This window comes from Arthrobacter nitrophenolicus (assembly GCF_000332815.1).
GTDB lineage: Bacteria > Actinomycetota > Actinomycetes > Actinomycetales > Micrococcaceae > Arthrobacter > Arthrobacter nitrophenolicus.
Genome location: NZ_AOFD01000085.1, coordinates 1 through 12,518, shown reverse-complemented (window position 1 = coordinate 12,518; position 12,518 = coordinate 1). Strand labels below are relative to the sequence as shown.

General features: G+C 59.2%; 9 protein-coding genes and 2 pseudogenes. All 11 read left to right on the top strand.

The features are described from left to right. Window positions 1-1,151, top strand: a 1,151-nt coding sequence (locus G205_RS19475; protein WP_009359519.1) for an amino acid permease, incomplete at its 5' end; no start/stop codon positions are given. 243 nt (window positions 1,152-1,394) lie between these two features. Beyond that, window positions 1,395-2,036 (top strand): DUF4352 domain-containing protein, encoded by a 642-nt coding sequence (locus G205_RS19470; RefSeq protein ID WP_009359518.1) that lies wholly within the window; start codon window positions 1,395-1,397, stop codon window positions 2,034-2,036. A gap of 396 nt (window positions 2,037-2,432) precedes the next feature. Beyond that, window positions 2,433-4,169: a GmrSD restriction endonuclease domain-containing protein gene (locus tag G205_RS19465; RefSeq protein WP_009359517.1), complete on the top strand. Its 1,737-nt coding sequence runs from the start codon at window positions 2,433-2,435 to the stop codon at window positions 4,167-4,169. Beyond that, entirely contained in the window at window positions 4,166-6,460 is a 2,295-nt protein-coding gene (locus G205_RS19460; protein ID WP_009359516.1) for a DUF262 domain-containing protein, read from the top strand. The genes G205_RS19465 and G205_RS19460 overlap by 4 nt, the downstream gene beginning before the upstream one ends. Window positions 6,461-6,692: 232 nt before the next feature. Next, a complete protein-coding gene (locus G205_RS19455) occupies window positions 6,693-7,535 on the top strand; it encodes an APC family permease (protein WP_009359515.1) in 843 nt (280 codons plus the stop codon). A gap of 49 nt (window positions 7,536-7,584) precedes the next feature. After that, window positions 7,585-7,743, top strand: a pseudogene (locus tag G205_RS23275) (nitrilase-related carbon-nitrogen hydrolase); the annotation flags it as partial. A 52-nt stretch (window positions 7,744-7,795) separates the two neighbouring features. Continuing rightward, window positions 7,796-8,026, top strand: coding sequence for a nitrilase-related carbon-nitrogen hydrolase (locus G205_RS23270; protein WP_009359514.1), 231 nt, complete (start codon window positions 7,796-7,798; stop codon window positions 8,024-8,026). Further along, complete coding sequence (locus G205_RS23265; protein WP_009359513.1) at window positions 8,026-8,364, top strand: nitrilase-related carbon-nitrogen hydrolase; 339 nt, start codon at window positions 8,026-8,028, stop codon at window positions 8,362-8,364. The genes G205_RS23270 and G205_RS23265 overlap by 1 nt, the downstream gene beginning before the upstream one ends. Before the next feature lie 544 nt (window positions 8,365-8,908). Then, window positions 8,909-10,870, top strand: a complete 1,962-nt coding sequence (locus G205_RS21435) for a DUF4209 domain-containing protein (RefSeq protein WP_083875124.1) — start codon at window positions 8,909-8,911, stop codon at window positions 10,868-10,870. Window positions 10,871-11,192: 322 nt separating this feature from the next. Next, the gene (locus G205_RS21830; protein WP_152419640.1) at window positions 11,193-11,480 is read left to right on the top strand and encodes a hypothetical protein; all 288 of its coding nucleotides are present in this window, start codon (window positions 11,193-11,195) and stop codon (window positions 11,478-11,480) included. 494 nt (window positions 11,481-11,974) lie between these two features. Then, window positions 11,975-12,518: pseudogene (locus G205_RS19440) on the top strand (aminotransferase class I/II-fold pyridoxal phosphate-dependent enzyme); the annotation flags it as partial.

The following is a 12,518-nucleotide window of genomic DNA, read 5'->3' as shown; positions in this document are numbered from 1 at the left end:
CGTACGGGCCGGTTGCCGGCGCGACTGTGGGCTGGCTGTGGTGGCTGCAGCTGGTGGTGGTCATCGCCGCCGAGGCGCTCGGCGCGGCCGGTTTGCTGGCCACCATCTTCCCGGCCCTGCCGGTGTGGCTGATGGCCTTCGTGTTCATTGTGGTACTTACCGCCGTGAACCTGACCAGCGTGAAGAACTTCGGCGAGTTCGAGTTCTGGTTTGCCCTGCTCAAGGTGGCGGCGATCGTCGCGTTCCTGCTGGTGGGTTTCGCGCTGCTGTTCGGCTTGGTGCCGGGCGTGCAGTCGCCGGGCCTGGCCAACTTCATGGGTGAAGGTTTCGCGCCCAGCGGGTTTGCCGGGATTGCGACGGCGCTGTTCGTGGTGGCGTTCGCGTTCGGCGGTACCGAGATCGTGTCCGTGGCCGCAGCCGAGACCGCGGAACCTGCGCGCAGCGTGAAGAAGGCTGTCCGGACGGTGCTCTGGCGCATCCTGGTGTTCTACATCGGTGCCATCTTCGTGATCGCGGCCGTTGTTCCGGTGGGGTCGGAGGGGTTGAAGAGCCCGTTCGCCGCAGTGCTTGAAGCTGCCGGCATGCCCGGCGCCGGCACCGCCATTACCCTGGTGGCAGTCGCTGCGCTGCTCTCGGCCCTCAACGCCAACCTCTACGGCGCCTCCCGGATGGCTTACTCCCTGGCCGAGCGGGGCGAGGCGCCACGGATTCTCGCCTCGGTGTCCAAGGCCCGGGTTCCGGTGGCGGCGGTCCTGGCCAGCGTCGCCTTCGGCGTTGTCACGGTGGTTCTGGAGATGGCCTTCCCCGAGATGGTGCTCGGCGTCCTGCTCAACATTGTGGGTTCGACATGCCTGCTGGTGTGGACGTCCGCGCTGCTCGCCCAGCTCGCGCTGCGGCTCCGGGCTGACCGCGAGGGAATGGATCTTCCCCTGCGGATGCCCGGCTTCCCGTGGCTGACTGTTGTTGGGCTGGTCATCCTCGCGGCGATTTTCACAGTGGGCTTCATCGGCGAGGACTCCCGTCCGCAGCTGCTGAGCACATTTGGACTCGTGGCGGTTCTCGCGGTGGGGTGCTGGGTGAACCACAGGAACAGGAAGGTTTCGACCGCTCCCCATTCGCCAACCGGCAAGCAGCCAGCACTCATCGACTGAGCCCGCTATGCCACCCGAGGCGCGTCCGGCTTTGGCGGGGCGCGCCTCTCTGCAGTTGTGCCACGTAGGCACTCTGATTGCCCTGGATTCCGCCGGTCTGTCACAGTTCAAGGCAGCGAGGCAGCCGAACGGACTCCTGGCGGCCAGCGAATCGAGCCTATTTCGGTGTAGTCAAAGAGAATCAAGTCGCACCACTGCCGCTTGTGACAGGTGCTAATAGCGCGAAGTAAATTGTTGTCGATTATGCTGAGCAAACTTCGTTCGCACGAGTCCAATGGGGGACACTTGAAATACAAGCACTTGGCCGCCGCTGCCCTTCTGCCACTGCTTCTGGCAGGGTGCGGTGGGACGCCGACGGCAAGTCCCAGCGCGCCCTCGGTTGAACCCGTAACACAGGCACCCGCAAAGACTGACGCAGCCGCAGGAGCCAAATCGTCCCGCGGCAATCTGATCAAGAAAGTCGGGGAGGGCGCGTCTGTTACCGACAAGGACAAGACGGTCGCCAGCTTCGTGGTGAACTCCATTCAAGTGGACCCCACCTGCACTAACACGATGACCATGCCCTCGGAGCACGGTCACTTTGTAGCACTGAACGTATCCATGGAAACGGACCCCGCTCTTGCTAAATCAGTAAATCCCCAATTTGGCTTGGCAGGGTACGGATGGAAGGCGATCGCCGACAATGGCACGACCTTCAATGGCAATATCACCACTTTTGCTGCGACCATGTGTCTCAATGACACCGAGCGCTTTCCGTCAGCCCTAGGCCCGGGGGAAAAAGCCACCGGAACAATTATCGTGGACGTACCAACTCCTACAGGCGTTCTGGTGCACCAGCAGGGGTTCATGCCCCTGGGCTGGGAATGGGAGTATCCCGCCAACTAGTTGAAAAGAAGTACCCCTATTTTTTCTTGATCGGTCGGGGTTTCTTCTGTTCCCACAGATTGCTTAGATAGGAACCATTCCGAGACCCTACCAGTCAGGGATAAGACTGATCAGGAGTGTTTCGAGAGCGGGAGAGGCTGTATTGGGCGATGGGGCGGCCCTTCTTGGCGGAGATGCTCGTGATTCCATATGCTGCAGTTTCTGTGCGCTACGGTGCAGGCTGCAAGCGGGGAAGCAAATTGGTCCGCTGGGAGTCGCAAGTCGTGTTTGCCAATTCCAAGGCATACCCCGGGGCGCCAGCTCGCTTGTGTGCTCACCGGAAATTCACCCCTTTTCAAGATTCCGATTTCGTGTCACTTATGTCTCTTGACCGGTATCACCCCATAGTATGGGCACATGGCACAGACGTCGGTTCTAAATGGTGCATTTGAGGGCCGCGTCGTCGGCTTGATTTCGGGCGATTTTGTTGTTCCTGGCTATCAGCGTGGTTATCGATGGGGCCGACCGGAAGTTCGGCGCCTGCTCGAGGACATTCAGGCGAGCGAAGGTGCAACCTATTACCTCCAGCCCATCGTGGTCAAGCGATTGGGCGATAACCGATGGGAGCTGGTTGACGGCCAGCAACGACTCACGACCCTCTTCCTTATATTGCAATTAATAAGGCAGAATGCCCTGCCATCCGCGGAGGTGCAGTATCAGCTCCAATATGACACTCGCCCACGCAGTGCAGAATTCCTTCAAGCTCCAAGTGCCCATGGGGCAACGGAGAATATCGACTTCTTTCACATCTTCCAGGCCTGGGAGTGCATCGAGGAGTGGTTCGAGAAGCAGGGTCCAGGTAAGACACTCGCTGCAATCAACCTTTACAAAGCCCTATCCGAACGGGTGAAAGTGATTTGGTACGAAGCGCCCGAATACGTAAGCTCGACAGATCTTTTTACCCGTCTCAACGTGGGTAAAATACCATTGACGGATGCCGAATTGATCAAGGCACTTGTGCTGTCCCGCAGCCAGGATCTAGCGGACCAAACTGATCGGGCTCAAGCCATGGCCGCCGAGTGGGACGTCATCGAACGCGATCTGCGCACCCCGGAACTGTGGGCCTTCTTGACTGGAAACCCACGGCCTGAAGCGACCCACATCAGCCTCCTGCTTGATACCCTCGCAGGCGATCTGAAAGGACACGAACGCCAGCCGTTCCACACGTTCGAAACCTTGCGCCACCAAATCGTCGACGATGCAGACGAGTTCTGGAACAAAGTGGTGGATCTCCACTCACTTGTCCTCGGCTGGTTTGAAGATCGAAATTTGTTCCACAAAATTGGTTATCTCGTGGCCACCGGCAGCCGCTTCGAGGACATCGTCGATTTAGCGAAGGGTTCCAAGAAGTCAGAATTCGACGCTAAATTGAATTACCAGATCCGAAATCGACTGCGGCTCTCTGTGGAAGACCTCCGCGAGCTGTCCTATGAGTCTCCCAATGAACGGCAGCGGTTGTCAGCTGCGTTGCTCCTCATGAACGTGGAAACCGTGCGAAAGCAAACGAACTCCACTGAACGGTATTCCTTCCGGGCGCACGCAACCGGCCAGTGGTCCCTTGAACACATTCACGCGCAGAACGCAGAAGAGCTACGAACTGTCCAACAGTGGCTGGAATGGTTGCGGCTGCACCGCGATGCTTTATCAAGCCTGCCAAACGTACAGCAGGTTGATCGACTCGTTCTTGAGGAGCGTATCAACGAAGCGATGACAGACCTCACCGAAGAAAAGTTCCTTGAACTCGAACTCGAGCTGGCCCCCTATTTTGTGCCGGACGGGGGTGGCACTGCGGAAAGCGATGTCCACTCAATAGCGAACTTGGCACTTCTTGACAGCCGAGACAACAGTGCACTCAGCAACTCGTGGTTCGAGGTGAAGCGACTTGAAGTACTCAAGCGTGACCGCGGGGGATCCTATATCCCAGTTTGCACACGGAACGTGTTCCTGAAGTACTACACCGGCGAGCGTGCGCAGCAGGTGCATTACTGGAGCATGCAGGACCGCGAGGCATACTTCAATGCTGTCGAACGGGAAATCGGCCCCTACCTTTTGGGTGACGCCGCCGAGGTCTCAAGACAGGAAGAGAACTTGTGAGTCGAATCGAATCATTCATCAGCGCATTCCGTTCAGATGCCACGGACGGAGACCCGGTAAAAAGAATCAAAATTCCGCTTATCCAGCGCGACTACGCCCAAGGTCGGCGTGGAGTTAAAGTGGATGAGATTCGCGAAACATTCCTAGACGTCCTACGCGAAGCCCTCGATGGGCCGCACCCGCAGCGTGTCAGCCTCGACTTCATTTATGGGGAGATCGATCACGGAACGCTGCAACCCCTCGACGGACAGCAGCGCCTCACTACGCTTTTCCTTTTGCATTGGTATATAGCAGCTCGTGCCGGGGTGCTGGATAACAGCTCGCCATGGACTCAATTCTCTTATGCCACCCGGCAGAGCGCACGACGATTTTGCGAACGTCTGGTCACTGCGGTGCCGCCGTCCGACGTCGAGAAACTATCTGGATGGATTATCGACCAGTCCTGGTACCTCTTCGTTTGGCGGCACGATCCTACTATCCAATCGATGCTCGTGATGCTCGATGCGATTCACGAACAGTTTTCCGAAGTAGACGCCGTTATCGCTTGGGAGCGGCTCGCCGACACGGCAGAACCGGCCGTGTCGTTCCACCTTCTCCCACTGCCCGACATGGGTTCGGCAGAGGACCTCTACATCAAAATGAACTCGCGTGGGAAGCCTCTCACTGACTTCGAAAACTTCAAGGCTCATTTTGAGAAAATTATCGAGACGTCACCGCGCGCGTCAGAGTTCGCTCAAAAGGTGGACGTCGAATGGGTAGACGTCTTTTGGCACTTACGGGGCGACGACGATCTCGTCGACGACGAGTTTCTCCGCTACGTCGAGTTCGTCACCGAAGTATGCGAATGGAGCGACCCCGTACTCCCGTCGATCCCTGGGCTGCCGCTGGTAAAAAGGACGGAACGCATATTCGGGGACACGAACCCCAGCAGTGCCGATCACCTCGAATTCATATTCTCGGCATTCGACGCCTGGATCGATCGTGACATCCCGGCGACCTTCAGCCAACTGTTCGGGAGAAATAGTCACCTGAACGAACCTGAGCACAAAGTCCCTCTCTTTTTCCGGGGTACCGATGTTAATCTCTTTGGATCCTGCTGCAGATCCTACGGATTGAGAAGTGGCAGCAGCCGACTGTTCACTTTTGGCCAGACACTGATACTCCTGGCGGTACTGCTTCACATCACCCACGCCACTGAGGACTTTCCTCGTCGCATACGGGTGCTTCGCAACCTTATCGAAGGATCAACGGTGGAGATGCGTGCAGAGCGCATGCCTCGGCTGATCGCCGACACCAAAGTCCTTATTCTCACGGGCGAACTGCCCGAGCCGGGTAATGGCTTCAGTGTGCCTCAGATCGACGACGAGCGGGCCAAGCAACTGTTTCGCGCCGCGAACCCGGCGACCGAGAAAGCGCTCGATGACTTGGAGGATCACCCACTCCTACGAGGATCGCTCAACGCGTTCGAGCTTGACGCCGCCAAATTCGAACAGCGAGCAGAAGCATTCCGGGAGGTAATCCGGTCCGATGATCTGTGGACCGAAGCGGCGGGCGCTTTATTGACCATAGGTAATTACGAGCGGGCACGCGGCCGCGACCCGCAGAACACGCGGTCATTCCAATTCGCGACGCCCAACAAAGCGTACCGAGACGTATGGCGCCTACTTCTCACCGGAGCGACACGGAAAGGACTCGAGCCAACAAGCCAGGTGCTTGCTGATTTTCTCGACGGCATTACGGGCCGCCCGGAATCCCTCGCCGAGACCCTGCAAGACATGCAGCGTGAATGGTTAGCCGAGCGCGAGGTGACGATGGAATTTGACTGGCGTTACTACATGGTGAAATATCCGGACATGCGCTCAGGAGGGTCCGGAATCTACTTCGCCGAAGGTGGCAGACTCGGATACTCTCTCTGCAACCTTCGCGGTGGCATGACTCAAATGAACAGCCGCTACCGAGACCCCTACCTATTCACCATCTGGCGCCAGCTTGGTGAACCACCAGAAGTCGAAAATCCATGGTTCATCGGCTACGAGTGGAACCCCCGTTTTTTGACGCTAATAGCAAGCGGCACGGGGATCCAGTGCTTCGATGACGGATTCCGGCTCTCGGCGCCAACGGAAGCAGATTCCGTTAGCGTTTTTAAATGCGCACTCGCAGAGCTCGGTATTGGCGACGATGGCATTTTTGCCATCGAACAAACCGCGATAGGTGGCCGCCAGGTTGACTCAGAAGATCGGATCGAAGTGGGGGCAGCACTTGTGCGTGCTCTTATCTCTAGAGGGCTCTGAGCCGTTGGAGCCACCCTAGATTTTAGTGCCGGGGCGCAAGCTGGCAAGCGCATTTCAGTGAGCGCGTACTTCGTTCCTGCTTGCTTCTAGCGACAACGCCATTACGTTGCGTGTGTCCTGGCGGTGCTTTCGGGGTGGTCCCTCCCGCATCACGCGGGGCCTCAAAGGCCTCGGGGCGTAGATGACGGCCACGGAGAAGATGACGGTCGGAGCTGTCGCTTGAAATGACGTGGTGTCCGCAAACGGTGCCGGGGGGCTGGCCGGCGCGCAGCCCTTCTTCAATGACACCTCCAGCTTCGCCACCGTCTCCGGCGGCGCAGCCATCGCGGCCTACTCGTTCCTGGGCTTCGATGCCGTCACCACCCTCACCGAGGAAACCATCAACCCGCGCCGGACCGTGCCGCGCGCCATCATGCTCGTGGCTCTGATCGGCGGCGGCATCTTCGTGGCGGTGTCCTACGTGACCCAGCTGGTCCACCCCGGCGGAGTATTCGAGGACTCGGCGTCCGCGGCCAGCTCCATCGCCCTGCAGATCGGCGGCCAGCTGTTCGGCGCCTTGTTCCTGGCCGGCCTGGTGGTGGCGCAGTTCGCCTCCGGCCTCGCCGCGCAGGCCAGCGCGTCCCGCCTGCTGTACGCGATGGGCCGCGACTCCGTCCTGCCCAAAGCCGTCTTCGGCAAGCTGAGCGAGGAGTTCCACACCCCGGTGGCGAACCTGTTGATCACCGGCATCGTGGGCCTGATCGCGATCTTCCTGGACGTGGCCACGTCGACGTCGTTCATCAACTTCGGTGCCTTCACCGCCTTCACGCTTGTGAACGCCTCGGTGGTGTTCCACTACGTGCGCCAGCGCCGGGCCGGGCAGCAGCTGAACCCCGTGTCCTACGTGGTGGTCCCCGTGATCGGCGCCATCATCTGTGCGTACCTGCTCTCCCAGCTGGACAGCAACGCGATTACGTTGGGGGTGTCCTGGCTGGTGCTGGGCGTGCTGGTTCTGGCCCTGATCACCCGCGGCTTCAAGGCCTCGCCTCCGGAGATGACGGCGACCGAGAAAGCAACTGTTGAGGCGGCCGCCTGAGTTCTGGCAGCTTTGTAGTGCGGCCGCCGGGCCGAGGGAAGGAACAGCCGTGAGAATTGCGCTGGGGCAGCTGGAGTCGGGCGCCGACATCCCCGCCAACCTCGCCGCGATCGACCGGTTCTCCGCCGAGGCAGCGCGCGACGGCGCCACCCTGGTCGCCTTCCCGGAGTACGCCACCTACGAGAAGAAGAAGGTGGACGCAACGTTCACTCTGGTCGCCGAGCCGCTGGACGGGCCGGTCTGCCGGGAGCTTGCCGCCATTGCCCGCCCGCCACCGCATCGCGCTGGTGGCGGGCGTGGTGGAAACCCCGGAGGAGCCGGGCAAGGCGTACAACACGCTCGTGGCGTTCGGGCCCGACGGCGGCCGGCTGGCTTCCTACCGGAAGATCCACCTTTCCGACGCGCAGGGGTTCGGGGAGTCCGAGTTCATCAAGCCGGGCGAGTACCTTGGGCCGGTCGTGTTCGAGCACGGGGAGTGCGGTTCGGGCTGATGACCTGCTACGACCTGCGGTTCCCGGAGCTGGCCAGGTCACTGGCCGACGCCGGCGCGCAGGTTTTGCTGGTCTGCTCGTCCTGGGTACCGGGCGAGCACAAGACGGAGCAGTGGCTGGCGCTGAACGCGGCACGGGCGATCGAGAACAGCGTGTACGTGGCGGGCGTGCGCCAGGCGCCGCCGGTGTCCGTGGGCCGGAGCGTGCTGGTGGATCGGATGGGCGTTGTCGAGGCGGACCTTGGGGTGGAGCCGGGCGTGCTGACGGTTGAGATTTCGATGGAGACGGTGGAGCGGGTGCGGGAGTCGTTCCCGATGTTCCGGCAGCGGCGGCTGTAAGAGCGTTTGGGGCCAAGTCGGTGACGGCGACCAGGAAGGTTGCAATCAACCCAGGCGTTTCGGCACTGTTCGTGGTGGCGTACGCGTTCGGTGGCACCGAGATCGTGTCCGTGGCGTCAGCTGAGACCCCCGAGTCGGCCACAGTGTGCGGAAAGCAGTGCGGATGGTGCTGTGGCGATTCCTGGTCTTCTATTATTGGCGCGATCTTCGTGATCGCGGCCGTCGTTTCTGTGGGTCGGAGGGGGCTGAAGATCCCGTTCGCGGAGGTTTTTGGAAGCCGCCAGGATGCCCGGTGCGGCCGATGCCATCGCGCTTGTAGCCGTCGCGGAAATGCTCTCCGCGCTCAATTCCAACCCCTGAGGTGCCCTCCGCGGATGGCGTTGTCCCTGGCTGGGCGGGGTGAACCGCCGCGGGTGCTCGCTTCCGTGTTCAAGGCTTGGGTCTTGGTTGTCGCAGTCCTGGTCAGTGATTCATTTGGCGTAGCTCCAAATTACCTCGTCTGCCCGCCTTCCCCCATTCGGCGGATCTAGCTTTCAGGAGCGAGATGAAACTGGAACGCCAAGGCTCGGCCAGGAACGACGCCGCTGCCTGCTTTCATTCAGATCTTCTGCCACTGGGCAGATATCCTTTGAAGCTAGACGATGGGCCACACAAAAGGACGATGAATGTGTCAGACATGCCGGGTGAGCGCGAGAATTTCTTTGATGTTGAGGACTTTGACTCGGAAGTGCTTCACTCGGTAACAGCAGATTGTGCTCCCGGCGATTACTACCAACTGCACACGGTAATGCGACGATGGAGCACCGAAACAAAGCTGACCGAACGCAAAAAAGCGGCCTTCCGCATATTGTCAGATATTTGCTTTCTTTACTTTGAACCAGGCAGTCGGACTAGACCATATAAGCCAGTCATTCAACTTGAGGATAGCCGTTCCTTCTCTCTGGATGATCTTACGCCCGTCGACTTGACTGTTCTTGAGTCGGTAGCGGCACAAGTTACTCGCCCGGACCTTCGCGGCCGAATTTGGGATGTACTTTGGCTGAAGCGGAGGGACTTAGGGGTTAGTACAGCTATTTCTGCAATAGAGGCGTACTCTGCTGTCAATATTCCTACCGGTCAGCATCAGCGAACTCAACTAGTGGTGAACTGCTGGGACAGAGCTCTTAGCCTGGCCCGGATGATTCGCGGTGCCGGGGATATAACAATTGAACCCCTTGAGGCCGTCATTAGCGACGCGTTCAATCGAGCACTGACGGAAGGTGGCACTCTAGCCCTTGAACTAACTTATGTTTCCGTACGCTACGGCCTAGACGCGGACAGACGTGACGAACGGTCAGAGGCGTTACAGGCGATAGCTGCCACGTATCGCGAAAACGGTCAACACTATGCCCAGCGAGAATTTCTGGAAGCGGCCGCCCGTTGGAAAGTGGCCAAGCAACGGAGGGGAGCATACTGGAACATCGTTATCCAGATCGCCGAGTCCCACGAATCGGATGCCAACCTGGAACTGGCGTCATCGAAACCAAGTTATATTCGCATCGCGACTATTCTTGAGCAGGCAATTCAGCAGTACCGGAGGGTTCCTCGTCAGTTTCGCCCGGCCAGCATGGAAATGCAACTTGCACAGCTACAACAACGCCTTCTCACTGCCGGAGCACTGGCGGTCGAAGAGATGTCGATAATTCGATCCGATCCCCTAGATATGTCAGAAATGGTGGATGGGGCAAAAGCTAGAGTGTCGGGCAGGTCGATCTTCGCAGCCCTGATTGGACTTAGCACTCTTTTTCCGATTCCCAACCATGAGGAATTGTTGAGCGCGGAACGGGAGTTGATGGTAGAAGGGTTAGGCATCTATTCGCAGGTTACCTTCCACGAAGATGGGCGGCTAACAGCGAAGGTTCCGGCTCCTAGTTTGGCAGAAGATGCGGACTTTCTATCCGCTCGTGCGATTTCAAATTTTGCTCACCGAATCGAGATGGTAGTTAGGGGGGCGATTGTTCCTGGGTTAGAGACTTTCACGCGCGAGCACTGCATAAGCGAGCGGCAGTTGTTGCAGATAGTTGTACACTCGGCGGCTATTCCCCCGGGACGAGAAGCCTTTTTCGTCAAGGGACTGGCAGCAGGCTTTGATTGGGATTTCATGAGTAGTTCGCATCTGCTGGTTCCCCAGTTGGAGGCTTTTCTGCGCTACCACATTCAGGGCAGGGGCGGCGACACGACTGTTCTCAGTCCCGAGGGGATTCACACCGAGGCTTCATTGGGCACATTGTTGGGAATGGAACTTACAACAGATATCTTGGGCCCGGATATGGTCTTCGTGTTGGAGGCTTTCCTGGTTAACCCGCACGGCCCCAACTTTAGAAACGTTCAGGCCCATGGCCTCATCAGCGAGTCCGCCGCTGGTGGGGTCCATGCAGTCTTTGCTTGGTGGCTTTGCTTGCACCTCGTGGTTCTTCCTTTTTGGGCAAGCGGCAAAAGCCGAAAAGGGCCAGAGTCTCAGGAGTGACTTTTGCCTGAAGGTAACGAGGTGTTGTCGATGCATTTGGCTGTTTGGACGAGGACATCGCCGTCCTAGGTCAGGGGCGTGTTCCGCTCAGGGGTGGTCATGCTAGGGAGTTGGCGAACGCAGTGTGGGATTCCTCGTCCATTCGCCGCGACCGCCGGCGTTCGGCCATTGCATACCCTCTTGTTCTCCGGGCTGTCCAACGTCACCCCTTCTGCAAGGCAGCGTCCTTTTACGACAATCTGTTCCGACTGTTCCGAGCCGGTAGTGCCTACTGCATTCGGGCTAGAGATCCGGCTTCATTCCGTTGCTGTAATATCACCGTATGGAAGAAGAACGCTTAGGCTGGCACTGGAATGAAGGGGATCGCGTCCGTTATCGTCATCCCGATCCGAAACGTCGTGACATCGTCGAGGGCGTCATCGACAAAAAGGATTGGGGGGTGGAAAAGGGAACCGAGATATATCGGTTTCTGGTCATAGCGGATGGCGAGAGCGATAGATGGTCAGTCCAGCCTGGGCAGTTGCAGAAAGCAACGGGTGAGCCTACTGATGAACCCGTCAATCGTCGAGCCGATATCCCCTTGCCCCCGAGCTTCTTCAAGGATTCGTAGACTTATTCCTGCTTGCGGCAACGCAATTGTGGAAAGCCCTAACAGCTTGAGAGTCGGGCAACTCAACGTCCTAAGGTCTATGCGCAATTACCTCGCAGCTATCGGCGCTTCAGACGCAGTATGTGAGCCAAATGAAAGTCTAAATATTTCTCATCAACCGATAATCTGGCACAGTGACAGAATTTAATGGGGGAATGGCAGCAGAGCAGTTGGCCGCAGGCTTTATGAACTGCTGAGGACGGACCTTCTCAACACTCGCCTAGAACAATCAGAACCCCGATATCTGGACCCGGCCTCGCACGGTTCGAGGGTTCTGATTTTTACGAGAGACGGCGGATGACGAGACCGGGCTGACAGTTCCCTACACGTGCCTTGGGCAGGTGGATTACGTGCAGCACAAGGGCGAAAAACTAATTGCCATCACCTGGAAGCTGCATCGGGCAATGCCGGCGGATGTGTATGCGATCGCGGCGGCGGTGGCGCAATAGTGCGTTAGGTCCCGGGCCGGTGCGGACATCGCCGCCCTCGCCAGCAATGAAAGCCACTACGAGCCCCTGCCCGCCGCCACCGCTGCGGTGGCCGACGCGGCCGGCAGGATGAACCGCTACCCGGACATGGCCGCCGTCGACCTCCGCGAACGGATCGCGGCGCACCTGGCCGTCACCACGGAGGAGGTGGCGGTGGGGCCCGGCAGCGTGGGCGTCCTGCAGCAGATCATCACCGGACTGTGCGACGCCGGGGACGAGGTGGTCTTCGCGTGGCGCTCCTTCGAGGCGTACCCCATCCTGGTGGAGCTGGCGGGAGCCCGGCCGGTCCGCGTCCCGCTGGACGCCGCCGAGGGCCACGACCTGGACGCCATGGCCGCCGCCGTCACCGAGCGCACCAGGGTGATCCTGCTCTGCACCCCCAACAACCCCACCGGCGTGCCAATCAGCCATCGCCGCCTCGAAGCCTTCCTGCAGTCCGTGCGCTCCGACATCCTGGTGGTGATCGACGAGGCCTACGTGGAGTACGCCGACGCCGGCAGCGGCCCCGACT